26 protein-coding genes are annotated in these 26,052 nt (G+C 72.8%); 13 read left to right on the top strand and 13 right to left on the bottom strand.

All coding sequences use genetic code 11. The features are described from left to right. The first annotated feature begins 21 nt into the window (after window positions 1-21). From LTL01_RS04320 to LTL01_RS04330, 3 genes are read left to right on the top strand one after another with little or no spacing between them, the layout of a single operon-like run. Window positions 22-972, top strand: a complete 951-nt coding sequence (locus tag LTL01_RS04320) for an iron chelate uptake ABC transporter family permease subunit (protein ID WP_236967544.1) — start codon at window positions 22-24, stop codon at window positions 970-972. Beyond that, window positions 969-1,955: an iron chelate uptake ABC transporter family permease subunit gene (locus LTL01_RS04325; RefSeq protein WP_236967545.1), complete on the top strand. Its 987-nt coding sequence runs from the start codon at window positions 969-971 to the stop codon at window positions 1,953-1,955. Before LTL01_RS04320 ends, LTL01_RS04325 begins: the two co-directional genes overlap by 4 nt. A 1-nt stretch (window position 1,956) precedes the next feature. Next, on the top strand, window positions 1,957-2,709 hold the full coding sequence (locus tag LTL01_RS04330; protein ID WP_236967546.1) for an iron ABC transporter ATP-binding protein: 753 nt from the start codon (window positions 1,957-1,959) through the stop codon (window positions 2,707-2,709). 1 nt (window position 2,710) lies between these two features. Here the strand turns inward: LTL01_RS04330 and LTL01_RS14810 are convergent, their stop codons facing one another. Then, window positions 2,711-3,385, bottom strand: coding sequence for a class F sortase (locus LTL01_RS14810; protein ID WP_236967547.1), 675 nt, complete (start codon window positions 3,383-3,385; stop codon window positions 2,711-2,713). After that, entirely contained in the window at window positions 3,382-3,810 is a 429-nt protein-coding gene (locus LTL01_RS14815) for a GVDTG sorting domain-containing protein (RefSeq protein WP_236967548.1), read from the bottom strand. Before LTL01_RS14815 ends, LTL01_RS14810 begins: the two co-directional genes overlap by 4 nt. A gap of 23 nt (window positions 3,811-3,833) precedes the next feature. On the opposite strand from LTL01_RS14815, the gene LTL01_RS04345 reads away from it, so the two are divergent. Next, window positions 3,834-5,210 carry a serine hydrolase gene (locus LTL01_RS04345; protein WP_236967549.1) on the top strand — a complete coding sequence of 459 codons (1,377 nt, stop codon included), beginning with the start codon at window positions 3,834-3,836 and terminating at the stop codon, window positions 5,208-5,210. 66 nt (window positions 5,211-5,276) lie between these two features. On the opposite strand, the gene LTL01_RS04350 is transcribed toward LTL01_RS04345, so the two are convergent. The 3 genes from LTL01_RS04350 to LTL01_RS04360 all read right to left on the bottom strand — a co-directional run bounded on the left by LTL01_RS04350 (window position 5,277) and on the right by LTL01_RS04360 (window position 7,312). Continuing rightward, window positions 5,277-5,504 (bottom strand): hypervirulence associated TUDOR domain-containing protein, encoded by a 228-nt coding sequence (locus tag LTL01_RS04350; protein WP_236967550.1) that lies wholly within the window; start codon window positions 5,502-5,504, stop codon window positions 5,277-5,279. Continuing rightward, a complete protein-coding gene (locus LTL01_RS04355; protein WP_236967551.1) occupies window positions 5,501-5,653 on the bottom strand; it encodes a hypothetical protein in 153 nt (50 codons plus the stop codon). Before LTL01_RS04355 ends, LTL01_RS04350 begins: the two co-directional genes overlap by 4 nt. 99 nt (window positions 5,654-5,752) lie before the next feature. Continuing rightward, the gene (locus LTL01_RS04360; protein ID WP_236967552.1) at window positions 5,753-7,312 is read right to left on the bottom strand and encodes a bifunctional NAD(P)/FAD-dependent oxidoreductase/class I SAM-dependent methyltransferase; all 1,560 of its coding nucleotides are present in this window, start codon (window positions 7,310-7,312) and stop codon (window positions 5,753-5,755) included. 69 nt (window positions 7,313-7,381) lie between these two features. Here LTL01_RS04360 and LTL01_RS04365 point away from each other — a divergent pair, with 69 nt between their 5' ends. Continuing rightward, window positions 7,382-7,936 (top strand): helix-turn-helix domain-containing protein, encoded by a 555-nt coding sequence (locus LTL01_RS04365; RefSeq protein ID WP_236967553.1) that lies wholly within the window; start codon window positions 7,382-7,384, stop codon window positions 7,934-7,936. A gap of 20 nt (window positions 7,937-7,956) precedes the next feature. Here LTL01_RS04365 and LTL01_RS04370 read toward each other — a convergent pair whose 3' ends face one another. Both LTL01_RS04370 and LTL01_RS04375 read right to left on the bottom strand, forming a co-directional pair. Next, window positions 7,957-8,307: an HNH endonuclease gene (locus tag LTL01_RS04370; RefSeq protein WP_236967554.1), complete on the bottom strand. Its 351-nt coding sequence runs from the start codon at window positions 8,305-8,307 to the stop codon at window positions 7,957-7,959. A 108-nt stretch (window positions 8,308-8,415) separates the two neighbouring features. Further along, window positions 8,416-9,402: an aggregation-promoting factor C-terminal-like domain-containing protein gene (locus tag LTL01_RS04375; protein WP_236967555.1), complete on the bottom strand. Its 987-nt coding sequence runs from the start codon at window positions 9,400-9,402 to the stop codon at window positions 8,416-8,418. A gap of 158 nt (window positions 9,403-9,560) precedes the next feature. On the opposite strand from LTL01_RS04375, the gene LTL01_RS04380 reads away from it, so the two are divergent. Continuing rightward, window positions 9,561-9,902: a DUF2200 domain-containing protein gene (locus LTL01_RS04380; RefSeq protein ID WP_236967556.1), complete on the top strand. Its 342-nt coding sequence runs from the start codon at window positions 9,561-9,563 to the stop codon at window positions 9,900-9,902. Continuing rightward, the gene (locus LTL01_RS04385) at window positions 9,899-10,831 is read left to right on the top strand and encodes a multidrug DMT transporter permease (protein WP_236967557.1); all 933 of its coding nucleotides are present in this window, start codon (window positions 9,899-9,901) and stop codon (window positions 10,829-10,831) included. The genes LTL01_RS04380 and LTL01_RS04385 overlap by 4 nt, the downstream gene beginning before the upstream one ends. 437 nt (window positions 10,832-11,268) lie before the next feature. Here LTL01_RS04385 and LTL01_RS04390 read toward each other — a convergent pair whose 3' ends face one another. Continuing rightward, window positions 11,269-12,582 (bottom strand): nucleotide disphospho-sugar-binding domain-containing protein, encoded by a 1,314-nt coding sequence (locus LTL01_RS04390; protein ID WP_236967558.1) that lies wholly within the window; start codon window positions 12,580-12,582, stop codon window positions 11,269-11,271. Next, complete coding sequence (locus LTL01_RS04395; RefSeq protein WP_236967559.1) at window positions 12,579-14,756, bottom strand: glycosyltransferase; 2,178 nt, start codon at window positions 14,754-14,756, stop codon at window positions 12,579-12,581. The genes LTL01_RS04390 and LTL01_RS04395 overlap by 4 nt, the downstream gene beginning before the upstream one ends. Window positions 14,757-14,843: 87 nt before the next feature. Between LTL01_RS04395 and LTL01_RS04400 the strand changes: the two genes are divergently transcribed. Beyond that, the gene (locus tag LTL01_RS04400) at window positions 14,844-16,280 is read left to right on the top strand and encodes a cryptochrome/photolyase family protein (protein WP_236967560.1); all 1,437 of its coding nucleotides are present in this window, start codon (window positions 14,844-14,846) and stop codon (window positions 16,278-16,280) included. A gap of 12 nt (window positions 16,281-16,292) precedes the next feature. On the opposite strand, the gene LTL01_RS04405 is transcribed toward LTL01_RS04400, so the two are convergent. The 3 genes from LTL01_RS04405 to LTL01_RS04415 form a co-directional block, all read right to left on the bottom strand. Then, window positions 16,293-16,835: a Dps family protein gene (locus tag LTL01_RS04405; protein ID WP_053547828.1), complete on the bottom strand. Its 543-nt coding sequence runs from the start codon at window positions 16,833-16,835 to the stop codon at window positions 16,293-16,295. A gap of 89 nt (window positions 16,836-16,924) precedes the next feature. Beyond that, entirely contained in the window at window positions 16,925-17,641 is a 717-nt protein-coding gene (locus LTL01_RS04410; protein ID WP_236967561.1) for a response regulator, read from the bottom strand. A gap of 29 nt (window positions 17,642-17,670) precedes the next feature. Further along, window positions 17,671-18,948, bottom strand: coding sequence for a sensor histidine kinase (locus LTL01_RS04415; RefSeq protein WP_236967562.1), 1,278 nt, complete (start codon window positions 18,946-18,948; stop codon window positions 17,671-17,673). Window positions 18,949-19,102: 154 nt separating this feature from the next. Here LTL01_RS04415 and LTL01_RS04420 point away from each other — a divergent pair, with 154 nt between their 5' ends. From LTL01_RS04420 to LTL01_RS04430, 3 genes are read left to right on the top strand one after another with little or no spacing between them, the layout of a single operon-like run. Further along, window positions 19,103-20,083 (top strand): Bug family tripartite tricarboxylate transporter substrate binding protein, encoded by a 981-nt coding sequence (locus LTL01_RS04420; RefSeq protein WP_236967563.1) that lies wholly within the window; start codon window positions 19,103-19,105, stop codon window positions 20,081-20,083. Next, window positions 20,080-20,751, top strand: coding sequence for a tripartite tricarboxylate transporter TctB family protein (locus tag LTL01_RS04425; protein WP_236967564.1), 672 nt, complete (start codon window positions 20,080-20,082; stop codon window positions 20,749-20,751). Before LTL01_RS04420 ends, LTL01_RS04425 begins: the two co-directional genes overlap by 4 nt. After that, window positions 20,751-22,295 (top strand): tripartite tricarboxylate transporter permease, encoded by a 1,545-nt coding sequence (locus LTL01_RS04430; RefSeq protein ID WP_053547833.1) that lies wholly within the window; start codon window positions 20,751-20,753, stop codon window positions 22,293-22,295. The genes LTL01_RS04425 and LTL01_RS04430 overlap by 1 nt, the downstream gene beginning before the upstream one ends. On the opposite strand, the gene LTL01_RS04435 is transcribed toward LTL01_RS04430, so the two are convergent. Then, the gene (locus LTL01_RS04435) at window positions 22,285-23,157 is read right to left on the bottom strand and encodes a hypothetical protein (RefSeq protein ID WP_156305188.1); all 873 of its coding nucleotides are present in this window, start codon (window positions 23,155-23,157) and stop codon (window positions 22,285-22,287) included. The two genes, LTL01_RS04430 and LTL01_RS04435, sit on opposite strands and share 11 nt — an antisense overlap. A gap of 206 nt (window positions 23,158-23,363) precedes the next feature. Here LTL01_RS04435 and LTL01_RS04440 point away from each other — a divergent pair, with 206 nt between their 5' ends. Next, complete coding sequence (locus LTL01_RS04440) at window positions 23,364-24,707, top strand: O-acetylhomoserine aminocarboxypropyltransferase/cysteine synthase family protein (RefSeq protein WP_236967565.1); 1,344 nt, start codon at window positions 23,364-23,366, stop codon at window positions 24,705-24,707. Further along, window positions 24,704-26,020: an LLM class flavin-dependent oxidoreductase gene (locus LTL01_RS04445; RefSeq protein WP_236967566.1), complete on the top strand. Its 1,317-nt coding sequence runs from the start codon at window positions 24,704-24,706 to the stop codon at window positions 26,018-26,020. Before LTL01_RS04440 ends, LTL01_RS04445 begins: the two co-directional genes overlap by 4 nt. The last annotated feature ends 32 nt before the right edge of the window (window positions 26,021-26,052 follow it).

Consider the following 26,052-nt stretch of genomic DNA (forward strand, 5'->3'; position numbering starts at 1 on the left):
ACCGCACTCATCGTCGCGGGGGTGGTGATCGTCACCGCTCTCGCGACGATGTCGCTGTCCATCGGGGTCGCCCGTCTCGACGGCTTCGTCTTCTTCGCCAGCAGGCTCCCGCGCACCCTCGCGCTGATCCTCGCCGGGGTGGCCTTCGCGATCACCGGGCTGATCATGCAGCTCTTGACGCGTAACCGCTTCGTCGAACCGGGAACGACGGGAGCGACGGATGCCGCGAGCCTCGCGCTCTTGGTCGTGCTGCTGACGACCCCCGGCCTACCGCTGTGGCTGAAGGCGGTCGCGGCGACCCTCGGTGCCCTCGCAGGTGTCTTCGGCTTCCTCGCGCTCGTCCACCGCATCCCGTCGCGATCGAGCGTGCTCGTCCCGATCGTGGGCATCCTCTACGGCGGGGTGATCGGCGCGGTCACGACCTTCTTCGCCTATCGTGCCGACGCGCTCCAGGAGCTGCTGAGCTGGGGCATCGGTGACTTCTCCGGCATCCTCCGCGGACGCTACGAGATGCTCTACGTCGCCGCGGCGGCGGCGCTGGTGGCCTGGATCGCCGCGGACCGGTTCACCGTCGCCGGCCTCGGCGACGACGCCGCGCGCGGGCTCGGACTCGACACCCGCGGCGTCCGGACGCTCGGTGTCGGCATCATCGCGATCGTCACCGGCGTGATGGTGGTCGTCACCGGGGCGATCCCCTTCCTCGGCCTCATCGCCCCGAACGTCGTCAGCCGTCTGATCGGCGACAACATGCGCCGGGCGGTGCCGCTCGTCGCTCTCCTCGGCGCCGCGCTGGTGCTCCTCAGCGACATCATCGGCCGCGTCGTGCGCTTTCCATTCGAGCTGCCGATCTCTGTCGTGATGGGGGTGATCGGCGGGGTGGTCTTCCTCGCGATCCTCCTGCGCACCGCCCGCCCCACCGACGCCGTCCGACGGCCGATCGCGCGGCAGCGCAGAGCGCGGGTGGACGCATGACCGCCCTCCTCTCGCGGGTTCCCGTCCGCGCGACGCTGCGCTCGCCGCGGCTCCGCCTGACCCTCCTCGCGCTCCTCGCGCTGACCGCGGTGGCCCTGTACCTCCTCGTCGACCTCCCTGCGGCGTGGGAGTACGTCGTGGGTCTCCGCTCGCGCACGGTCATCGGTATGATCCTCGCCGCGGCGGCGGTCGGGGTCTCGACCGTGCTGTTCCAGACGATCACCGCCAACCGCATCCTCACCCCGGGCATCATGGGCTTCGACGCGGTCTACATGGCCATCCAGGTCGTGACCGCGTTCGCGATCGGTCCGGCGCTGCTCGTCGCCGCCCCGCCCCTGGCGTCGTGGGGCGTTCAGCTCGTGCTGATGGCGGGTGCGGTCACGGCGCTGTACCTGTGGCTGTTCGTCCGCCTCCGGCTCGATCTGCACGTCATCGTCCTCGCGGGCCTCGTCCTCGGCGTCCTCTTCCGGTCGGTCACGGCGTTCCTCCAGCGCCTGCTGGATCCCGACACGTTCGCCATCGTGCAGAACCTGCTCTTCGCGAGTTTCACCTCCATCGACCGCGAGCTCCTCCTCCCCGCCGGCATCGTCATCGCCGTGGCGATCGCGTCGCTCTGGCCGATCCGCCGCGCGCTCGACGTGATGAGCCTCGGCGAGACCCGGGCGATCTCCCTCGGCGTCGATCACCGGGCGACCTCGGTGCACGTGATCCTCGTGGTCTCCGCGCTGGTCGCCGCCTCCACGGCGCTCGTCGGTCCCGTCGCCTTCCTCGGACTCCTCGTGGCGAACCTCGCGTACAGCCTCGTCGGGCACCGCCACGTCCTCAGCATCCCCGCCGCCGTCCTGATCGGAGTGCTCACCCTCGTCGGAGGGCAGCTGCTGCTCCAGCACGTCCTCGGCTTCGCCACCGAGCTCCCCGTGGTGATCGAGTTCGCCGGCGGGCTGTTCTTCCTCCTCCTCGTCCTCACCGGAAGGGCCCGCTGACATGATCACGATCGATGCCGTCACCAAGACCCACGGCGCGCTCGTCGCCGTCGACGACGTCACCCTCGACATCCGTCCGGGGGTGACGGCCATCATCGGCCCGAACGGTGCCGGGAAATCGACCCTCCTCGCCGCCGTCGGGCGTCTGGTGGGAACGGATGCCGGAGCCATCGCCGTCGACGGGCGCGACGTCGCCCGCACCCGGACCCGCGAGATCGCCCGACTGCTGGCGATCCTCCGCCAGGACAACCACCTGGCGATCCGGCTGAGCGTCGAGGACCTCGTCGCCTACGGCCGCTTCCCCCACGGCGGGTCGGGTCGCTCCGCGGAGGACCGCGTGCACGTCGAGCGCGCGATCGCCCTCCTCGACCTCGAGGCGGTGCGCACGCGGTTCCTCGACGAGCTGTCCGGCGGGCAACGCCAGCGGGCGTTCGTGGCAATGGCGATCGCGCAGGACACACCACACCTGCTCCTGGACGAACCGCTGAACAACCTCGACCCCCGGCATGCCGTCGGCCTCCTCCGCCTCGTTCGGGAGCTCGCCGCGGAGCGGGGGCTCACCGTCGTGGTCGTGCTCCACGACATCAACGTCGCGGCGCAGTTCGCCGACGACGTCATCGCCATGCGCGACGGCCGGGTCGTCCACCACGGCCCCGTCACCGAGGTGGTGACGGCGGAGAAGCTCTCGGCGCTCTACGAGACGCCCGCGCGGGTCGTCGAGGTCGAGGGGCGGCGCGTGGTCTTGTGGGAATGACTCACACGTGCTCGGCGAAGACGACGCGGTTGTCGGTGTAGGACGCCGCGGCGGAGTCGAAGATCCCGCCGCACGTGATGAGTCGCAGGGTGTCGGTCGCGGTGGCGCCGAAGACCTCGGCCGTGGGAAACGCGTTCTTCGCGACGTCGAGGACCTCGGTCACGACGTAGTCGTGGGGCGTGCCGTCGGTGGCGGTCACGGTGACGGTGTCGCCCGGGACGAGTTCTTTCAGGCGGAGGAAGACCGCCGGGCAGGTGGGGGAGTCCACGTGCCCGGCGATGACGACGGGGCCGCGCCCGCCCGGGCGGCCGCCGGGGGTGTACCAGCCGACGTCGTCGAAGTCGACGGGCACCTCCATCGACCCATCCGCCTGGAGCCCCAGGTCGATGAGCGGCTCGTCGAGATCGATCGCGGGGATCGTCACCTGCGTCGGCGGAGCCTGCGCGACGCTCGGGGACGGCGCGGGCGCCGGGCCGGTGGGCTGCGCCGGGGCGGGGGAGGCGGACGCCGTCGCGGGCGGGGCGGGCGCGGCATCCGTCGTGTCCCCGGTCGTGCACGAGGTCAGGACGATCGGCAGAAGCACCGCCGCCGCGAGAGCGGCGCTGTGGGCACGACCGCGCCGGGACGCCCCGCGCGTGTGCGCGGAGCGCCCCGGCGATACGGGGGATGCGGTCACGAGGTGGTGGTGCGGCGACGCCACACGACGACACCCGCGGCGGCGGCGAAGACGAGTCCGCCCACGGCGACGCCGGTGACGAGGCCCGTCGACGACGAGGCCGCAGCGGTGCCGCCCGCGCCGGTGTCGACGCCGCCGACGGGGATCGCCGTCAGCTGGCCGCGGACGACACCCGCGGCGAAGTCGGCCGTGTGCGAGTCGGCGGAGAAGCCGGCGGGGTTGGCCTCGATCTCGGCGAGCGAGATCGGCGTCGTCACCGGGGCGGGGATCGCTTCGCTCGCGGCATCCGATCCGGGTCCGTCGGTCGCCGAGCCAGCGCCGAGCTGCCCGCCGCCTGAGTGGAGCGCGGGTCCGTGCGCGTGCGCGTGCGCGGGTGCCCCTCGCCCGAGGGAGCGATCTCCGACGTGCGGGGGAGGTGCGGGCACCGCCGGCGCGACAGGCTGGAGGCATGTCCACTCCCCGGCATCCGTCTCGTCGTCCTGTCCGCTTCGTCATCGGGGCCGCGCTCGCCGCGGCGGCCCTCGCGCTCGGCGCCTGTTCACCGGCGGGAGGGGGCGGCGACCCGACCCCGACCGCGGTGACGATTCCCGACACCCCGGTCGGCACCCAGGCGCAGTGGGTGCTCGACGAGATCAACGCGGGCGAGCCGAGCAGCGCCGGCGAGATCGAAGCCCGCTTCGACGAGACGGCGCTCGCGGAGCTGTCGGCCGACGACCTGCTGGCGGTGTTCGCCGAGCTCCGGACGCTCGGGCCGTGGACGGTGACCTCCTACGAGGGCGATGACGCGCAGGCCGTCGCGGGCATCGCCGCCGAGTCGACGGCGTTCGACATGTCGGTCGCCGTCAGCGCCGCTGGGCGGATGACCGGACTCCTCTTCGCCGAGCCCGCCCCCGACCGGACCCCCGCGGCGGACCTCGACGCGCTGCGTGCGGACGTCGAGGAGACAGGCGTCGTCTCGCTCACGGTGACCGAGCTCGGCGCCGACGAATCCGTGCTCGAGATCGGACCGGGAGGTGCGCATCCGATCGGATCGGTGTTCAAGCTGTGGGTGCTCCTGGCGGTGGTCGACGCCGTCGAGGACGGCACGCTCGCGTGGGACGACACCGTGACGATCGACCCCGAGGTGCGGAGCCTCCCGAGCGGGGAGCTGCAGAACCTCCCCGATGGCGCCGAGGTCACCGTGCAGGAGGCGGCGGAGAAGATGATCGCCATCAGCGACAACACCGCCACGGATGCCCTCATGCGCGCGGTCGGCACGGATGCCGTCACCGCCGCCCTCGCCGAGACCGGGTATTCGCGGCTCGACACCGACGTGCCCTTCCCGTCCACGCGCGCGCTCTTCTGGCTCGGATGGGGAGACGACGCCCTCGCCGAGCGCTGGAGTGCGGCATCCGATCCCGCCGCGCGGGAGGCCGTGCTGGCGGACCTTCCCGCGGGGGTGCCGCCGGTGTCGGCGATCGACCCGGCGCAGGCGGTCTGGACCGGCGGTGCCGACTGGTTCGCCACGCACGCCGATGTCGTCGCGGTCCATGCGGCGTTGCAGGCCGCGGCCGAGACCGAAGCGGGTGCGCCCGTGCGCGGCATCCTGTCGGCGAATCCCGGCGTCGCGTTCGACGACGCCTGGGAGGTCGCCGCCTACAAGGGCGGGAGCTCGGTCGGCGTGCTCGCGGGGTCGTGGGTGCTGGAAGCCCCCGGGCGGCCGGCGACGGTCGTGGTCGTGACGGCCGCCGCGGAGGATCCCGTGGACATGCCGGCGCTCGCGACGGTGTTCGGTTTCGCGCAGGATGCCGCGGCGCTCCTCGCTGACGGGGGCGCGGCGGGCTAGGCCCTCGCGGCGGGTCAGGCCCTCACGGCGGGTCAGGCGGCGCCGCGGGTCAGATGGCGCCGCGGGTCAGTCCCTCGCGGCGATCTTCCGCAGGCCCGCGCGCTGGTGGGCGGCCTTCTTGCCGGACTTCTCCGACTCCACGATGTAGGCCGGTTCCTTCTCGGTGGCGATGAAGTCCTGATCGGCGAACGTGAAGTCCGACGTGCGGCGCTCGAGGATGCGGCCCTGCGTCCGCCCCTGCGGCGTGTTCCAGCTGACGCGGTCGCCCTTCTGGAGGGGCTTCGGGGCGCTCACGGCTCGACCTCTTCGACGTCGTCGCCCTCGTCGACCATGGCGGGAGCGTCTTCGGGGTCGAGGTCGTCGTCGACGTGCACCGACTGGGCGGCGGTGGAGGTATCCGGTTCGGGGCCGGGCGAACGAGGCGGGATCGAAGCGTCGGTCATGGCGGTAGTCCACCAAATCCGAGCGTCCGGCCGGAGGGGGTTGACGGGCGAACCCTTCCCTCGATATCGCGTCGTCTTTCGCACGGCGCGGATGCCGGCTCAGCGCCGGCGGAGAAGCAGGACGCCGTCGCGGAGGGTCACCGCCTCGCCGTCGGGTGAGGTCGCGGGGCGCGCGCGGAGGTCCTCGATCTCGACCTCCCACTCCGCCGGGTCGAGGGCGAGTGCCGCGCGATCCTCGCTGGGCGTGGACATCGGCGCGTGCCGGCCGTGGTGGCCCGCCCACGGCGGCGGCTCGGCGTGACCGATCACGAGAAGACGGCCCCCGGGGACGACGGCGGCCGCGGCGCGACGGAGGATAGCCGTGCGCGGGAGGTCGACCTTGGAGTGCAGGAAGCTCGCCATCACCAGGTCGGCGGGCTCGAACGCGGAGACCTCAGCGAGGTCGGTCGCGACGAACCGCGTCCGCTCGCCCACTCCGGCGTCATCTGCGGCGCGGCGGGCACGCTCGACCGCCGTCGGAGAGATGTCGAGACCCGTGACCTGCCAGCCCGCGCGGGCCAGCCACACCGCGTCTCCGCCTTCCCCGCACCCGAGGTCGAGCGCGCGACCCGGCGGAAGGGAGGCCACCACGTCGGCGAGGGCGGCGTTGACCCGGCCCGACCAGATGGCGGGCCGCTCGGCGTAGCGCGCCTCCCAGCGGGCCGCCGGGTCGGCCGGAGGCGCGGCATCCGTGGCGAGCGCCGTCCGGATGTCGTCCTCGACGAGGACCATGTTCACCCCGGCGCCCGCCATCGATCCCTGCCCGAGCGACAGCGGAACGTTGGCGTACGGCTGGGCGATGTTGCCCGCGATCCACACCCGCGGGTGCGCGGTGCGGCCCTGCGGGTCGGTCGCGATCGGGCGACCCGGTACGTTCTCGTCGCGGGGAAGGTCGAGGGCATCGAGGTACGCGTCGCGCGGGCGCGGGACCGCCGCGACGAAGAGCGCGTCGAGCGGGACGGTCGTGCCGTCCGCGAGGGTGGCGCCGGTGAGGGCTCCGTCCGCGCTCGTGAGGGCCGTCACGGGCGCGGCGACGATGCGGGTGCCGCGCGCTTCGATGCGGCGTCGCGCATCGTCGTCGAGCGCGAGGCCCTGCGTGAACACGGTGAGATCGGCGCTCCACTGCCGGAGGAGGTCGGCCTGATGGAGACCGAAGAGCGACGTCAGCAGCACGCCGAGCCTGCGGTCCCGCACCTCCCCGCCGTGGCAGTACGGGCAGTGCAGCACGTGCGTCCCCCAGTGCTCGGCGAGGCCCGGGATCGCCGGGAGCTCGTCGACGACGCCGCTCGCGGCGATCACGACGCGCGCCGTCAGGGTGTCGCCGCCGGTGACCGTCACACGGAGCCCTGCATCCTGCCCCGGCGTTGTGTCCGCGACGCCCGTGACGCGGGCGCTCCGGAAGACGACCCCGTAGCCCTCGGCTTCCGCGCGACCGCGGGCGGCGAGGTCTTCCGGCGGCACACCGTCGAACCCGACGACGCCGTGCATATGGGCGGCGAAGCGGTTGCGCGGCAGGTCGTCGTCCACGACCAGCACGCGGCGGCGCGCGCGGCCGAGCATGAGAGCCGCGGCAAGGCCCGCGGGTCCGGAACCGACGATGAGGGCATCCCAGGTGTGCATGTGCCCATCGTGCGAGCAGGAGTGCAATGATGGCAAGCCAGTATGCGAAATCAGCAAGAGGGGGATGTCGTGGGCGAACTCGACCGACTCGGGCCGCGCCTGCGTGAAGCCCGGCGCGCCCGCGAGTGGACGCTCGACGACCTGTCGCGCGCAGCCGGGATCTCGCCCAGCACCCTGTCGCGGCTGGAGTCCGGGAAGCGCCAGGCGAGCCTCGAGCTCCTGCTCCCGGTGACGCGGGCACTCGGCATCCGCATCGACGATCTCCTCGTCGAACCCGCGCGGGATCCGCGGGTGCGCCGCCCCGCACGCCGCGCGGAGGGGATGACGATCGCGCCGCTCACCGTCGAGCAATCGCCCGTGCAGGCCTTCAAGATCGTCTACGAGCCGCGGAGCGAGACGCCCGAGCCGCGCGTGCACGACGGCTGGGAGTGGCTCTACGTCCTCTCGGGGCGACTGCGGCTGCGTCTCGGCGACGAGGAGCTCGATCTCGGACGCGGGGAGGCGGCGCAGTTCGACACCCGCGAGCCGCACGCGATGTGGGCGCCCGGGCCGCGTCGCGCCGAGGTGCTGAGCATCTTCAACGCCGAGGGAGAGCGGCTGCACACCCGGACGTCGGACGGCTGACGCGGGGCACGCGCGGGCGTTCAGGCGATCGGGGCGCGGAGCTCGCGGCCGATCTCGACCCACGCGCGCAGGAACGCCGGCTCGTCGAGGCGTCGGCGCCGCATCCACCCGGTCACCTCCGCGTTGCACTTCGACGCGTTGCACGAGCGGCACGCCGGGACGACGTTCTCGAGCGTGTAGCGGCCCCCGCGCGAGATGGGCAGCACGCAGTCCCGCTGCAGGGCGACGCCGTCGACGCCGCAGTAGGCGCAGCGACGCCACGCGTCGAGGATCCTCTGCCACTCGGCATCCGTCAGATCGCTCCCGGATGCCGCGACCCGGTGAGTGCGTCGACGCGCCGCTCGCGCGCGACGGGATCCGGGGGCGGCCATGCGTCCCACGCTACGCCCGGCTCCCGCCCGGAAACGAAAACGGCGCCGGGAAACGCCGACTCGCGGCGTCCCCCGGCGCCGTTCACGGTGCGCGGAGAGTGCGTGGGATCAGTACCAGCCGACCGACTGCGAGTGCTGCCACGCGCCGCACGGCGAGCCGTAGCGACCGGCGATGTAGCCGAGGCCCCACGAGATCTGGGTGGCGGCGTTGGTCTCCCAGTCGGCGCCGGCCGAAGCCATCTTGCTGCCCGGGAGGGCCTGCGGGATGCCGTACGCGCCGCTCGAGGCGTTGTAGGCCTGCGAGTTCCAGCCGGACTCCTTGTTCCACAGCTCCACGAGGCAGCCGAACTGGTCATCGCCCCAGCCGTAGCCGCCGAGCATGCCGTAGGCGATCGACTGTGCGTCGCCGGCCGGCGTGTAGACGCCCGCGGGGCGGGAGGGGGCAGCGGATGCCGAGGACGAACCGGTCGACGTCGCAGCCTCAGCGGCCTCGGCGGCGGCGGCGGCAGCAGCGGCCTCCTCCTCGGCGATGCGCTGGGCCTCCGCCTCGGCGGCGAGGCGCTCGGCCTCGGCCTTCTGCGCCGCTTCGAGGTCGGTCCGCACCGCATCCACGCGCTTCTCGACCGCCGAGACGGCGTCAGAGACCTGCTCGGCGATGCCGGGGAGGAGTGGGGCGGGGAGGTCGAGCGACGCGGTGAGGCGCTCGGCGGCATCCTCCAGCGCATCGGTGTCGATGTCGGTCTCGGCGTCGCCGAGGTCGAGACCCGACGCCTCCACCTGCGAGGACACCTCGACGGATGCTTCGAGCGCGGCATCCGCGTCAGCGAGGGCCGTCCGCACCGCCGTGGAGATCTCATCGGTGCCGGAGAGGCTCACCACGGGGGTCGGCTCGACGGTGGTGGAGAAGGAGGCGAGGGTGATGTCGCCGAAGGACGAGGTCGAGGCTTCGGCTTCCGAGGTCGGGAGCGCCGTCACGCCGGCGACGGCGATGAGGCTGAAGGTCGCGGCGGCGGCGACGATTCCGACGCGGCGCTGAGCGCGGCGGTGGGCCCGGCGGGAGCGGCGAGTGAGGGCATCTGCAGACGTGGAGCGCATAGAAAACAACCGAATCCGTGGGAATGTCCGCGCCGCGAAAGCCGGCGCACGGTGCCCTCGGGCGGGCACAAGTCCCCGAGTCTGCCCACCCCGTCTGGGCGCTTCCCGTGTGTTTGCTGGACGCGACACTCAGAAAGGGCGCCCCTAGGATGGCGCTCGTGCACCGGATCTTCAGCGACAGCGTCGCCTCCGTGTATCCCCTCTACGTCGCCAAACTCGCGCGCAAGGGGCGGACGCAGGCCGAGCTCGACGCCGTCATCACGTGGCTCACCGGGTACGACTCCGACGATCTCGCGCGCATCCTCGACGAGGGCGTGACCTTCCGGGACTTCTTCGCCGACGCCCGGATCAACCCGAACGTCTCGCTGATCACCGGGGTGGTGTGCGGCATCCGAGTGGAGGACATCGACGACCCCCTCATGCAGCAGATCCGCTATCTCGACAAGCTCGTCGACGAGCTCGCGCGCGGCAAGGCCCTGGAGAAGGTGCTGCGCCGGTGACCACGATCGCGTCGTTCTCCTACCTCGGCATCGGGTTCGCGCTGCTGTCCGCGGCGCTGCTCACCGTCGGCAATCACCTGCAGTCCCTCGGGGTGGCGGCGCGGGTGCGCGCGAATCCGGGTGCGGGTGCGGCGGCGCTGTGGACTCTCGCCCGCCAGCCGTCGTGGCTGGTCGGCTCGGTGCTGTTCGGACTCGCCATCCTCGCGCAACTCGCCGCGCTCGCCTTCGCGCCGCTGATGGTCGTGCAGCCGGTGGGTGTCGCGGCTCTGGTGTTCTCCTCCCTCTTGACGGCCGTGATCACCCGTACGCCGCCGCGCCTCGGCGAGATCGGTGCGATCGCGCTCAGCGTCGTGAGTCTCGGCGTGTTCGTGTCGGTCGCGGCGGCGGTGAGCACGCAGGCGACGATCACCGACGCGCAGCTGATCGCCGTGCTCGCGGTGCTCGGCGTCGTGCTCGCCGCGACCGGCGCGGCGTTCGCCGTGCGCCGCGGACGGGGGCTGCGGGCGGGCGGGTACGTGATCCTCGGAGGGCTGTTCTCCGGATTCGTCGCCACGCTCGGGAAGACGGTGATCCTCCGCGTGCAGACGGCCGTCGCCGGTGCCGACTACCGGCTGGACGAGAACAACCTCCTGACCCTCGCATGCCTCCTGGCCATCGTGGTCGCCGGCGCCCTCTCGATCACCTTCGTGCAGGTCGCGCACACGGTCGCCTCGCCGCAGCTGGTCGTGGCGGGGCTGACGGTGGTCGACCCGTTCGTCGCGGTCGTCATGGGCATCACGGTGCTGGGCGAGGCCGCCGGCGCGCCCCCCTGGAGCTTCGCGGTGTTCGTCCTCGCGGGGGCGGGAGCGCTCGCGGGTGTGTGGCTGCTCGCCCGCACGGGCGGCGCGACCGACGCCGCCGTCGACGCCGCATCCGCCCGCGTGACCTGACCCGCCCCGGGCCGTACCGAACTCCTCAGAAACGTCGGCGGGAGGCCCGCGCGGGGCCGGTTTCGGTCCCGTAGGCCGCGGATCGGAGGAGTTCGGTACGCGGCCGGGGCCGTAGGCCCGTGGGCGGTGTGCCACGGGATGGGGCGGGCGGGTGCGGGGCCGGGGCGGGCCGAACTCCTCCAGAACGGGGGCGGAGGTCGTGTTCGAGGGTGGTTTGGGGCCTTTGGGCCGCGGATCGGAGGAGTTCGGTACGCGGCCGGGGCCGTAGGCCCGTGGGCGGTGTGCCACGGGATGGGGCGGGCGGGTGCGGGGCCGGGGCGGGCCGAACTCCTCAAAGACGGGGTCCGGGGGTGGGTGCGGGGCCGGTTTCGGGCCCAAGTGCCGCGGATCGGAGGAGTTGGGTACGCGTCTGGCGCGGGCGGGGCGCCCGGGCGGGGTCAGCGGGTGGTGCCGGTGACGGCCTCGAAGGCGCGGTGTGCGCCGGGCGCGCGGCGCTGACCCTCCGCGATCGCAGCGAGAGGCGCTCGCCCGGCGAAGTCATCCGCACACAGCGTCTCGAGGGCCGAGCGGAGCTCATCGGGACCCGCCGCGTTCGGGTCGGCGGCGACACCCAGGCCGGTCCGTTCGAGAGCGGCCGCCCCGGCGAACTGATCCGTCGACATCGGAAGCACCAGGAGCGGCACCCCCTGTCCCACGGCCTCGGTCACCGAATTGTTCCCGCCGTGCGTCACGGCCGCCCGGGCCCGCGAGAGCAGGCGCACCTGCGGGAGGTACTCGCGGACGAGCCAGCTCTCCGGGATCGGTCCGAGCCGTTCCATCGGCGTGCTCCCCGACGCGATGGCGGCGCGTATGCCGGTCGCGGAATGCAGGGCGCGCAACGCCTCGGCCAGACGGGCGAGCACATCGTCGCGCACGGAGAGGAAGCTGCCGAGACTGACGTAGACGAACGGCTCGTCCACGGCCAGCCACGACTCCACCTCGCCATCACGGGGCTCGACGCGCTGCGCCGACCCGAGGAAGACGTGCGGCGGCAGGACCCGGCCGTCACCCTTCGCGAGCTCGGCCGGATAGTTGTAGAGGACGGTCTCGCCGTGCAGGCGGAACGCGTCCGCCACGGGCGTCGCGTCGGGATCGAGCTCGGCGGCCGCCGTGTTCCACTGCGCGGTGAAGCGCGAGGACACCTCGTCGCAGATCGCGCGGAGCGCCTCGAGGCTTGCGGCGTCGGCGGAGAGGGTGGAGGGCCACGACGGCGGGTATCCGTAGACCTCGTCACCCACGGGCAGGGCGGTGGGGTGACCGAGCACCACATCGGCGTAGGGAATGCCGGCCGTGTGCAGCGCCAGGCGCGCACCGAAAGCGAGGTGGTCGACGAGGATCGCGCTCGGCGCCACCTGCTCCACCACTCGCAGGGTCGCCTGCGCACGGCCCACCGGGTCCCACATGAGGTCGGTGAGACGCTCGCGCGCCTGATAGGTCAGAGTCTCGACCATTCCGCGCCTCGTGGCGGCGAAGAACCCGGCGAGGGAATCGGCCTCTTCGGTAACCTGATCCTCGGCGCGGATCACCCCCGCGTTCGCCCCGCGTCCGAGCGGCAGGTCGACCCGCCGGAAGCCGAAGCGATGGACCAGCGGTTCTGTGGCGGGTCCGGTGGCGACCACGACATTCTCCGCGGCATCCGTCCACGCCGTGGCGAGCGTCGCCAGGGGCAGGAGGTGGGAGGCGTAGTCCGGGCTGATGACCAGCAGGGTCATGCGGGGATTCCGGTCGCTGCGCGCACGATCTCCTCTTCCGCCGCCGCGACGCCGCGGTAGACGGGGGCGAGGGCTCGCGCCATGGCCTGGATGGTGAAGCGGTCGGCGACGATGCGGCGAGCACGGCGGGCGAGGTCTCCGTCGGAGTCCGCGGCGGCTTCGGCGGCCCGATCGAGCGCTGCATCCACGGCCTCCTCCAGGCGCGCGGAATCCCACGTCGCGGTGAGGAAGCCGGTGTCGCCGTCGAGCACGTAGGTGGCGGGCCCGCCGCCGTCGGGGGCGACCACGACGAGGCCCGCTGCCATCGCCTCGAGCAGCGCGAGACCGAACTCCTCCTTCATGCTCGCGCAGACGTAGGCACCACCCGGCGCAGCGCGTCCCGGCATTCCCAGGCGTGCGGCGGCGAGCCAGCGCGCGGTGACGTCATTCGGGCGGTGCCCGGCGATGAGCAAGCCCCGCGCGGACCACGCGTCCTCGGGCACGGCCTGCGCGATGAGGTCCAGCTGCTCGCGCTCATCGGGGGAGGGGCTGTCGAGATCACCGCCGACGATGAGCAGATTGGCCCGCTCCGAGAGGGCGGAACCCGCCCACGTGGCAACCAGCGTCGCCATTCCCTTGACCTTGTGGAGGCGCCCGACGGACAGGAGCAGCGGCAGGCGCCGGCGCTCGGCCGGAAGGGCGTCCAGCATCTCGGCCAGATCCGGGCTCGCTCCCGGGTACGCCGCCGCGGCGACGTCCCGGTCGATCACCTCGAGGTCGACGCCCTCGGCGACGACGGTGCGCCGATCCGGGTGCTCGGCGAGGTCGATGCCGACGAGCTCGCGCATGTCGCGGGCGAGCTCGGGACGGGGGAAGAACACGGTGTGGGATGCCGATGCGGCGAGTCCCTGCACCAGCCGCGTGCGGAACCAGAAGTGCTCGCGCTGGTCCACCGTGCCGAATCCGGAGCGGGTGAGTGCGCCCGAGCGGTCCATCGAGGCGATGACGCTGTGCGGGTCTGGAGCGACGGTGAAGACGGTGGGGATGCCGAGTTCGCGCGCGACGTCGGCGGCGGCGAGCGACCCGACGTCGGCCATGCGCAGGTGCAGGACGTCGATGCGCCCCGCCGCACGCAGGAGCCGACGGATGCCGCGCCGCGCGGCCACGCGCAACGGCCACGCGGCGGCCGATCCGGTCGAGGCGGTGCCGAGCGGCACGCGGCCGTAGACGTGGCCGGAGGCGGTCCCCGCGACCGTGAGGAGGTCGCCGCTGGCGGCCTGCACGGAGCCGCGCGAGAGGGTGAGGACCCGGGTGACCGCGACCCCGGCCCCGTCGAGGCCGGCGGGGGTGTCGTCGGCCGACAGCAGGGCATCGCCGAGCCGCACGAGGAGGGTCGCGATCCCGCCGTTGTCGCCCGCGCCGGCGGACGACAGGCTGGGGTCGATGTCGGCGTGGAGGAACAGCTGCGCCACGGTGAGGCCCTCGCGCGGGGCGGCAGTGGGCGGCGGGTCGAGGTCGATCAGAGCGAGACGCGCCACGTCGCCGAGCCGCCCGCCGGCGTCGACGAGGGCGTCGAGCTGTCGTTCGAGCTCGCTCTGCCCCTGGGCGTCGGCGCGCTGGCCGAGGGCGGCGATCGCGGCTTCGCGGACCCCGTCGCTCTCGGCGGTATCGAACGCGAACCGCCGCAGCGGCCCGTCGGCTGACGGATGCCGCACCAGGCCCAGCGTCTCCACGAGTCGGGTGCGCGCGGCGACATCCCACCCGCCGAGGAGCGCCGACTCGAGCGCGACGACGAGGGTCTCCCCGGCCGGCGACGACCACTTCTCCAGCGTCTGCTGGGCGAGCATTCCGGTGAATCCGCCGCCTGCGACGAGACGGATGAGCGCGGCGATCGCGTGCGTCTGCGGCATCGACTGGCCGAGAGCCCACGCGGCGTGCTCGCGCACCCACGGGCGCGGATCGCGCAGCAGCTCGCAGAGGAGTGTCCCGGCATCCGCGTCCTGCATCTCGGCGAGGGCGTGGACGGCCGCGAGCACGATGATGTCGTCGTCGCCCGCGAGGGCTGCCGTGAGAAGGCGAAGCGTCCTCACGCCGGGGTCGCGGCCGGCTTCCACCGCGAGCTCTTCCGCGGCGCGCAGAGCCGAGACGATGGTCGGCGCCTGGGCGATGCGATCGATCGCCATCTGGGTTCCCATGGCGCGAGCGTATCCACTGCCGGAGGGGGTGAGGGTCGCTTGACAACAATGCGTCCCCGTGCTCGCCGCGGGTGTCAGGATGGCCTGGTGAAGGCGGCACTGATCCTCGGAACGCAGCAGTTCGACGCCCATCCCGCCTTCGTCGACGACGACATCGACGTCTTCTTCTTCGTGGAGTCGCCGGCGGTGTTCGAGCGGCGTCCGCATCACGCGCACAAGATGGTGCTGATCCTCTCGGCGATGCGCCACACCGCCGCGGCCCTCGAGGCGGCCGGACGCCGGGTTGAGCGGGTGCCGCTGGCGGAGGGCCGGGGGTTCGCCGACGGTGTGCGGCAGCTCGTCCGCACCCACGGCATCGACGGTCTCGCCTGGATGAGCGCGACCGATCGCGGGGTCGACGCGCGCCTGCGACGCCTGTGCGAGGAGGAGGGCCTCCGTTCGAGGGTGTACCCCGACGCGCTGTTCCTCACCCCCGCCGCCGAGCTCGACGACTGGTTCGCCGGGCATCCGAGCGCTCGCATGGAGGACTTCTACCGCTGGCAGCGCCGCCGCACCGGCGTCCTCATGGACGGAGCGAAGCCCGCCGCCGGGCGCTGGAACTTCGACGCCGACAATCGCGAGCCGCTCCCGAAGGGCGGAATCGACATCCCGCCGCTGCCGCCGCTGGAGCACGACGACATCACGCGGGAGGTGATCTCCGAGATCGCCGAGCGGTTCCCGGACCACCCGGGGGACCCCGCGCGGTTCTGGCTCCCCGTGACGCCCGACGAAGCGCGCGGCTGGCTGGCCGACTTCGTCGCGCGCCGCCTCGCGCAGTTCGGCCCTTACGAGGATGCGATGGCGGCGGACGAGCCGTTCCTCTTCCACTCGATCCTCAGCCCCGCCCTGAACATCGGGCTGCTGACGGTCGACGAGGTGATCGAGGCGGCGACGGATGCCGAGGGCGTGCCGCTGAACTCCCTCGAGGGTTTCGTGCGGCAGGTGATCGGCTGGCGCGAGTACATGCGCGGCGCCTACCGCGCGTGGCCCCACCTGCGGGATGCCAACCACTTCGCGCTCCGCCGGGAGCTGGAGCCCTGGTGGTACGACGGGGTGGGTATTCCGGACGACCTGCCGGTGCCGGTGCGCACCGTCTTGGAACGCGTGCTGGCCACCGGCTACGCCCACCACATCGAGCGCCTCATGGTGCTCGGCAACTGGTTCCTGCTGCAGGGGTACGCCCCGCGCGCGGTGTTCGAGTGGTTCAGCGCCCTCTTCGTCGACGCCTACGAGTGGGTCATGGTCCCCAACGTCCAGGGGATGAGCCAGTACGCCGATGGCGGGGGAGTGGCCACGAAGCCGTACATCTCCGGTGGGGCCTACCTGCAGCGGATGGGCTCGTGGTGGCCCACCCAGAAGGCGGCGCGCGAGTCGACCTTCACCACCGCGTACTGGGACTTCCTCGAAGCGCACGAGGAGCGTCTGCGGGAGAACCACCGCATGGCCGTGCCGCTCGCGCAGATGCGCAAGCGGCACGGGGAGTGAGGCCGGGAGGTCTCAGCGCTTCGGCGTGCGGTTCTCCGCGCTGACCATCCAGGACAGCTGCTCGAGACGGCCGAGGATCTCGTGCAGGAGATCGGCGCTCGTGGGGTCTTCCTCGTCGATGCCGTCGTGCACCTCGCGGCACGTCGTGCAGACGGCGTCCAGGCGCTCGGTGATGAGGTCCACGACCTCGGTCGTGTCGATTTCGCCCTGCGGGAACTCCGGGAGCGTGGTGGTCTCGGCGACGACGTCGCTGCGGCCGTCCGGAAGGGCGTGCAGCGAGCGCATGCGCTCGGCGATGGTGTCGGCGAACTCGCGCGCGGCGTCGATGATCTCATCGAGCTGAAGGTGCGTGTCGCGGAAGTTGCGGCCGACGACGTTCCAGTGGGCCTGCTTGCCCTGCAGCGACAGCTCGATGAGGTCCACGAGGACCTTCTGCATGCTCTCGCTCAGCTGCTCGGAGGCCTGGAACCCCTGCTCGGCGTTCTGCTCGGCGGTCAGTTCGGCGCCCCGGCGCGCGGGGCGGCGCTTGTTGGTCTTCGTCGTGTTCGTGGTCACGAGGTCGACGGTAGACCCGAACCCGGCGGTCGTGCCGGGGATTGTGAGAGCTCCGGTGACGTGCTAGTCGTCGGTCGTCCGGCGCCGATTCACGGGGTGAGGCGGTAGAGCACCTCGGGCCGCCCGCGCGCGCCGAAGCGGTGCGACACGGTGGCGCCACCGGTCGAGGCGAGGTGATCGAGATACCGGCGGACGGTCGCGCGGGAGGCGCCGAGCTCATCGGCGAGGCTCCGCGCGCTCACCGGCACGGTGGTGTCGAGCGCCGCGACGACGCGGGCGAGCGTCGATGCCGACAGTCCTTTGGGAAGGGGCAGCGACAGAGGATCGGATGCCGCGGCGGCGGGCACCGCGCCCGGCGGGGTCACCAGCCCGTCGATCTGCCCCTGTCCGAGGCCCACGGCCGTCTCGCTCGGGCGGGCGGGCCGTCGATCGGCATACTCGCTCAGCCGCGCCGCGAACGCCTCCTTCGTGAAGGGCTTCACGAGGTACCCCGCCACGTGCGCAGCGAGTGCCTGGCGGACGGTGAAGGTGTCGCGCGCGGAGCTGATGACGATCACGTCGACATCCCACTCCCGAACGAGGCGGAGCCGGTGCAGCACCTCGATGCCGCTGAAATCGGGAAGGTTCATGTCCAGCAGCACGAGGTCGACGGCGCGGTCGGCGGCGAGCCGGGCGGCGGCGGCACCCGTCCGCGCCGTGCCGATGAGGCGGAAGCGCGGCAGCTCGGCGAGGTACGCGGTGTGCAGACGCACCACGGCGGGGTCGTCGTCGACGATGAGGGTGCGGATCGGCGGCGGGGCGCTCATCTGATCCCCGCTCGCCGCGTGTCCTCCGGTCATCGCCGGACCTCCGCCGGGGCGGCGGGCATGTCGACGGTGAAGCGGGCGCCGCCCCACGCGGACCGCCCGACCTCGATCGTCCCGGCGCGGGCCGCGATCTCGCGGCGGACGATGTCGAGCCCCACACCGCGGTCCGGTGCCGCGGCCGTGCCCTCGGGCGTCTTCGTCGTCACGCCGCGCTCGAAGATGCGCAGGCGCGCGGCATCCGGGATGCCGGGGCCGTCGTCGTCGACGACGATATGCACGGCGTGCGCGTCCGCGACCACCAGGAGCCGCACGCGGCCGGCGGCGGGGTGCTCGCTCGCCGCCTCGATCGCGTTGCGGCAGAGGTTCGCGATGACGACGAGATCGGCATCCGTCATCACCGAGGGCGTGACGGTCGTGAGCGGATCGAGCTCGAGCGCCACGCCGGCGCCGGCGGCGTCGTCGGCGAGGCCCGTGACGAGCGCGCGGAGGGCGGGGTCGGCGACGTCCGGCGCGTCCCAACCGGGGGTCGAGACCGGGGCGATGCCGTCGACGTACTGGAGCGCCGCGTCGGCGTCCCCCTCGGCGACGAGGCCGCGGATGACGTGCAGGCGTGTGCGGAATTCGTGCGTGGCGTCCCGGAGGGCGCCCGCGATGCGTCGCTGCGTCTCGGCCTCCCGCGCGCGGTCCTCGAGCCGCCGGACCCGTCCGCGCAGCGCGACCACGAGCGCCGCGCTGATCGCGCAGCCGGCCACGACCGATGCGAGCACCCACGGCAGGAGGGCGGCGATCGCCTGATCGAAATCGGCCGCAATCTCGCTCTCCAGGATGCCGACCGACGCTGTCCCGACGACCACGCCGTCCGCGGTCACGGGCACCTTCGCGCGGAGCGTCGGTCCGAGCGTCCCCGTCTCGGTGCCCACGAACGTCTCGCCCGCGAGGACGTCGGCGGGGTCGGTGGAGACCTTCAGCCCGCGCTGGGACGCGGTGGGGTGCGTGAGGCGGATGCCGTCGGCATCCGTGATGACCACGTAGTCGACGCCGGCGGCTTGTTCGATGAGGTCGGCGAGGGGCTGCAGCTCCGCCATCGCGGCGGCGCGGTCGTCGGTCACCGCCGTCCGCACCTGGTCGAGCGCGGCGAGGCTCCGCGAGACGTCGAGCACGCGTTCGGTCGTGACCTGACGCAGCGTCCGCTCTTGCACAGAGGTCGCGACGAGGGTCGTGATCGCCACGCACGCGAGGACCACCAGGCACTGCACCACGAGCAACGGCAGCAGACGCAGGCGACGGATGCCGGTCGAGGTCGTCATCGGCTCCTCCGTCGCGTGCTGCTCGCGCCGTGCCGGACGTCGTCGCCGTGAGCATCAATGAGCGAAAGTCGTCTTGCCTGCCCGCCGGGGGGCGCGCGGTGCGAGTCTACCTCCCACATTCGCGGCCACGACGGCGTCCGCGAGGGAGGCGAAGATGCGTCGGAGAATCACCGGAACGATCGTGGGAGTGCTCGCGGGAGCGCTCTTCCTCACCGCGGCGGTCCACGCCGCCGGAACCGGGGGTGCGGCCAGTCCCCGCACGAAGGTGACCCTCGTGGCCCCCGCGGCCCCGGGCGGCGGATGGGATGCGTTCGCCCGCGAGGCGCAGCAGGTCATGCGCGCCGACAACATCGCCCAGGGCGTGCAGGTCGTGAACGTCCCGGGGGCCTCCGGCACGATCGGAATCGCGCAGGTCGCAGAGATGGGCGACCGGCACGATCTGATGATGGTCACCGGCGGTGTCATGGTCGGCGGCATCCTCATCAACGATTCGCAGGTGACCCTCGAGGACGTCGTCCCGGTGGCGCGCCTCGCGGACGACTTCAACGTCCTCGTCGTCCCCGCCGACTCGCCCTACGAGACGCTCGCCGACTTCGCCGCGGACCTCGCCGCGAACCCCGGCGGCACGGCGATCGCAGGCGGCTCCCTCGGCGGCATCGACCACCTCCTCGCCGGACTCCTGGCGAAGGAGGCCGGGGCGGATCCCGCCGCGGTCAACTACCTCGCCTACCCGGGCGGCGGTGAGGTCGTGACCTCGCTCCTGTCCAAGACCGCCAAGGCGGGCCTCTCGGGCTACAACGAATTCCGCGACCAGATCGCCTCCGGCAACCTCCGCGCACTCGGGATGTCGGCGGAGGAGCCGGTGCCCGGCATCGACGTCCCCACCTTCCGCGAGGAGGGGATCGATGTGGCCATGTCGAACTGGCGCGGCTACGTCGCCCCGCCGGGGGTCTCCGACGAGGTCCGCGACGAGCTGGTGGCGATGCTCACCGAGCTCCGCGAGACCGAAGCGTGGGCCGAGGTGCTCGAGCGCAACGGCTGGGTCGACAGCTTCATGGTGGGCGAGGAGTTCGCCGCCTTCATCTCCGAGGAAAGCCGCCGCACGGCGCAGATCATCGAGGAGCTCGGACTGTGAGCGCAGGAATCGACCTCGGGCCGGGGAACGACCCGGCCCCGCCCACCACGGGAACCCTTCGGGTGCAGCGGATGCCGCGCTGGTACACCGGCCGGAGCGAGCTGATCATCGTCGCCGGCGTGATCGCTTTGGCGGTGGCCCTCACCGCCGGCATCGTCACGATGGAGATCCCGGAGGGCGCCGCGTTCCCCGGTCCCACCTTCTTCCCGATCATCGTCGCGGTGTTCCTCTACGTCGTGGGGGTCGCCCTCGCGATCGACGTCCTCCGCGCACCGCAGCGTCCGCACGTCGCGGACGACCCCGTGGAGATCTCGGACGAGATGCTGCGCGACCTGGGCGGGATCGACGCCACGAGCGAGATCCGCGTGGTCTCTCCCGAAGACTCCGGCGCCGCTGCAGGCGTCGGCGGCTCCGGCCGCGGCTCCATCGACGTCAAGACCGTCGTGATCACGATCGGCGCGCTCGCCGGCTTCATCCTCGTCCTGCCGTTCGCCGGCTGGCTGCTGTCGGCGGCGGCGCTCTTCTGGGTTGTCGCCTGGGCGTTCGGCAGTCGCCGCCCGCTCATGGACATCGCCATCGGCGTGATCATGTCGGCATCCGTGCAGTTGGCGTTCGGCGCCGGACTCGGGCTCTCCCTGCCCGCCGGCTTCCTGGAAGGAATCCTCTGATGGATCAGCTCGGAAACCTCATGGAGGGGTTCGCGGTCGCCTTCACCCCGCAGAACCTCCTCTTCCTCGTCATCGGCGCGATCCTCGGCACCGCCGTCGGTGTGCTCCCCGGCCTCGGCTCGGCGATGGCCGTCGCGCTCCTGTTGCCGGTCACGTTCAGCCTCGATCCGACCGGCGCGTTCATCATGTTCGCCAGCATCTACTTCGGCGGGCTCTTCGGCGATTCCACGTCCGGCATCCTGCTGAACACACCCGGCAATTCCTCCGCGATCGCCACAACCTTCGAGGGCCATCGCATGGCGAAGGACGGCCGGGCCGCGAAGGCGCTCGGGACCTCGGCGATCGGCGCCTTCATCGGCGGCACGATCGCGTGCGTCCTGGTCGTCTTCTTCTCCCCGTACATCGTGCAGCTCGCCACCGTCTTCGGCCCCGCCGAGTACTTCGCCCTCGCGGTGTTCGCCTTCGTGGCGATCTCGGCCGTGGTCGCCGACTCGATCGTCCGCGGCCTCGTCGCCCTGGGGCTCGGCTTCGCCCTCGCGCTGGTCGGCATCGACGGCATGAGCGGCACCGAGCGCTTCACCCTCGGAAGCCCCGTCCTCTTCGACGGCATCTCGATCATCGTGGTCACCGTCGGACTCCTCGCCCTCGGCGAGGTGATCCACGTCGCCTCCCACATCCGTCGCGGCGACGGCCCGGCGCGCCTGGTGAAGCCGACCGGCTCCCCGCTGCTGTCGTGGCGCGAGTGGAAGATGGTGCTGCCGGCATTCCTCCGCGGCACCGCGTACGGCGTCCCGTTCGGCGCGATCCCCGTGGGCGGCTCCGAGGTTCCCACCTTCCTCGCCTACGGCACCGAGAAGCGGTTGGCCCGTCGCCGCGGCGACACCGACTTCGGCACGCGCGGCGCGATCCAGGGCGTCGCCGCCCCGGAGGCCGCCGGCAACGCCACCGCCGGCTCGGCCATGGGCGCGCTCCTCGGACTGGGGCTTCCGACCTCCGCCACCGCGGCGATGATGATCGCGGCCTTCCAGCAGTACGGCATGCAGCCCGGACCCCTCCTGTTCGAGCGGAGCGGCGACCTCGTGTGGCCGCTCCTGGCGAGCCTCTTCCTCGGGCTCATCATCCTGCTGATCATCAACCTGCCGTTCGCGGCGGTGTGGGCCAAGCTCCTCCTCATCCCCCGTCACTACCTCTACGCCGGGATCACGGTGATGGCGATGCTCGGCATCTACGCCATCGCCTCGCGGCCGGTCGACCTGTGGATGGCGCTCGGCATCGGCGTCGTCGGATTCGCCATGCGGCACTTCTCGATCCCGCTGGCCCCGGTGCTGATCGCCGCGATCCTCGGACCCCTCGCCGAGACGCAGCTGCGTCGGGCGCTGGCGGTGTCCGAAGGCGACCCGACCGTCCTGGTCTCCTCGCCGATCACGATCGTGCTGTACGCCCTCCTCGCGGTGACGGTGGCGCTCAGCGTCATCCAGCACTCCCGCCACGCCGCACGGGCGCGGGCGACGGCGAAAACGGAGCGGGTCCCGGTCAGCCGGTGAAGCCGAGGAGCCCTTCGATGTGAAGGGCTCCGAGGCCGAGCACGGCGGCGGCGACGAGGATGAACAGCGCCAGCCACAGCCCGCGGACGGCGGCGGCGCTGCGCACCTGCCGGCGGAGGGCGGCGAAGGCGACGACGTCCGGCGGGCGGGTGAGGTCGGTCTCGGTCTTCGCGGCGCCTCGGCCGCTCAGCACGAGCGGAGCGGACGCCGCGGCGGCGAGGCGATCGACGACGATGGCGCGCGCGACTCCCTCCAAGATCCGGGGGCGGCGGCGGAGCCACCGGGTGAGCGCCCGGTCGCGCAGGACGACGACGTCGCGCGGGGGATCGACCAGCTCCACGCGACGCGCCCCGACGACCACGATGAGCGGCGTGACGGCCACCGCCGGAGCCGGCGGGGCGGGGTGTCCGGATCGCGGCAGCGGTGGTGGTGCCGACAGCACCGAGCGGACGCGGGCAGCTTCCTCCCGCGCGGCCCGCACGTACGGCATCCGCGTCCCGTCGACGAGGAGACGGAGGCTTCCGACCCGCACACGGGCATCCTGCAGGAACTTCGTGGTCACCGTATAGACCCCGCCCGGGCCGACGAGGACGAGCTCGACGGGCGGAGCGTGCGCGTCGAGGCGGACGCCCGCGGCGGAGACCCAGTCCGGCCCGAGTCGGTGCAGGCGCGCGGCGACCTCGCGCTCGGCGACCGCGCCGACGTACCACGGCAGGGCGTCCTCGCACACGGGGCTGCGCCCGACGAGGCGTGCCCACGCCGACCGGGGGCGGGCGCGCTCCTGCACCGCGAGGCACTGCGCCATCGCGGACGCGCCTGGTTCGCGCAACGTGCCGGGGGAGTGCGCGGTGTCGGGGGACATGGCCCGACGATAGCGAGCGCCGACCCCCGGGGGCAGGGGGAGGAACCCCGGCCTCGCGCGCCGCGCGCCCGGGGTCGCTCGCGGAACGTCCCGGGGAACGGCCGTCGTAACACGGCGACGCGGGAAGTTGGGGTGTGCCCGCGGGCGGCCCCAAGATGCTCTGACGGAGCGCGCGGGCGCGTGCACCGCCCGGGGAGGACGGAATGATGGGGCACGCGGGATTCACGACGCGGCAGGTGCACGGTGCGCGGGTGCGATCTGCGGAGCCACGCGCGACACCCATCTACCTCACGGCGGGGTTCCGCTTCGAGAGCTTCGACGACGCCGCCGCGCTCTTCGGCGGCGCCGACGGCTTCGCATACACCCGGGTCGGGAACCCCACCGTCGACCAGGTCGAACGCACGCTCGCCGATCTCGAGGGCGGAACGCGCGCGCTGCTCGTCGCCTCCGGGCAGGCGGCGACGACGATCGCCCTTCTCAGCCTCGTCTCGGCGGGTGGCCACATCCTCGCCTCGACCCACATCTACGAGGGCACGCGGGGACTCCTGCGCGACAACCTCGAGAGGTTCGGCATCGAGGTCGACTTCGTCGACGACATCGACGACCCCCGCGCGTGGGAGGCGGGCATCCGTCCCCACACCCGTGCGCTTTTCGCCGAGTCGATCTCCAACGCCGCCGGCCGCGTCCTCGACATCGCCGCGGTCGCCGCTGTCGGGCGCCGCCACGGCATCGCGCTCGTCGTGGACAGCACCTTCGCCACGCCCTATCTGCTCCGCCCGATCGAGCACGGTGCGGATGTCGTCGTGCACTCGGCGAGCAAGTTCCTCGCCGGCCACGGCAGCGTGCTCGGCGGCGTGATCGTCGACAGCGGTCGGTTCGACCCCGTGTCGGCGGCTGGACGCTACCCGCACCTGGTCACCCGCGGCAGGGACGGGAGACCGAGCGCGGTCGAACGTGCCGGAGGCGACGCGCGGATCGCCTACGCCCGCGACGACCTCGCGCCCCGCTTCGGCCCCACCCCGTCGCCGCTGAACGCGTTCCTCATCGGCCAGGGGCTCGAGACGCTCAGCCTGCGCGTCGAGCGACAGAGCGCCACCGCCCTCCGCGTCGCGCGCTGGCTCGCCGCGCAGCCGGGGGTGGAGCGCGTGGATCACCCGGGGCTGCCGGAGCACCCCTCGCATCGCCTCGCCCGCCGATACCTGCCGGACGGGACGGGATCGGTCTTCACGGTGACCCTGGCGGGCGAGGACGGCGTCGCAGCGGCGCGCCGCTTCATCGAGGCGCTCGCGCTCATCACCCACATGACCCACCTCGGCGACGTGCGCTCGCTTGCTCTGCATCCCGCCTCCACCAGCCACGCCCACCTGACCGACGCCGAGCGTGCCGCCGTCGGGGTGCATCCCGGCACCGTGCGCCTGTCGATCGGGATCGAGGACGTCGACGATCTGATCGCCGATCTCGCGGGTGCGCTGTCGGCCGCGGAGACCGGACGGGTGGATGCCGGGCAGGTGGCCGCGGGGCGGGCGGCGGCGGAACCGGTGCCGGCGTGAGTCGCCTCCAGCACTTCGGGTGGTTCCTCGCGCGCGGGTTCGGTCCGCACGGCTGGGGCCACCCGTACCTGGACTGGGACTGGCGATGGACTGCTCCCGAGCTCTACCGGCAGTCTGCGCGCGAGCTCGAGCGGGCGGGGTTCGACTTCGTCCTGATCGAGGATGCCCCGTCCCTGGGGTCGGCCGACACGATCGACCTGCGCGTCCGACACGCCTTCGGCGGGCCCAAGCACGATCCGCTGCTCCTCGCCCCCTACCTCTTCCAGGCGACGCAGCATCTCGGAGTGATCCCGACGGTGAACCCCGCCGGGACGCTCCCGTATACCGCGGCGCGGCAGTTCGCGACGCTCCAGCACCTCAGCGATCACCGCCTGGGTCTCAACGTCGTCACCGACACCGGCAGCGCCAGGCACTTCGGTGACGCGCCGCCGCTCGGGCACGACGCCGCCTACGACCGCGCCGAGGAGTGGCTCGGGGCGCTGCGCGCGCTGTGGCGCAGCTGGCAGGACGGTGCGCTCGTCGCCGACCCGGTGTCGGGCGTCTACGCCGACGGCAACAGGCTCGACGCCGTCCGCCATCGCGGGAAGTACTACGCCTTCGACGGACCCCTCAACGCGCTGCCCTTCGAGCGGGGCGAGCCGGTCATCGCCTCACCCGGCGGATCCGGGCGCGGCCTGGCGTTCGCGGGCGCGAACTCCGACATCCAGCTCGCCCTCGCCCCGCTCACGGAGGCGAGCATCAGGGATTACCGTGCGCGCATCCACGCCGCCGCGGCCGAGCGCGGTCGGGCGGCATCCGACGTCCGCATCCTCTTCGCGATCCAGCCGGTGCTGGTGGCGAGCGCGGAGGAGGCGGACCGGATCGTCGCGGCCTCCGGGCACCCCGACGACGCCGCGCTCCGCGAGATCGCCCGGCGCCAGTCCAGCGATCTCGAGACCGACCTGACGGCCCTCGACCTGGAGGCTCCCCTGCCCGCCGAGGTCTTCGGTGAGAACGTGTCGCAGGGCAGCATCCGTCGTCTCGTCGGCGATCGCGACGTCGCCACCGCACCGCTGCGCGCGCACCTGACCGCGCTGTCGACCCTGGGGCGCATCTCCGACCGGTCCGGGTTCGTCGGCACCGCCGACGAGTTCGCCGACCTCATCGAGGAGCTCGGTGAGTGGGGCAACGACGGGGTCCTCCTGTGGGGGGATCTGCACCCGGTCACCGTGCATCGGATGCTGGACGAGCTCGTGCCGATCCTCCGGCGTCGCGGCATCCTGCGGCGTGACTTCCTCCCGGGCGGGCTGCACGCGAACCTCCGCGCCTTCTGAGGTCGACGCGCCCGGGCAAAGGGAGGATGCCG

It is taken from the genome of Microbacterium aurantiacum, assembly GCF_021654035.1.
GTDB classification, from domain to species: domain Bacteria; phylum Actinomycetota; class Actinomycetes; order Actinomycetales; family Microbacteriaceae; genus Microbacterium; species Microbacterium aurantiacum.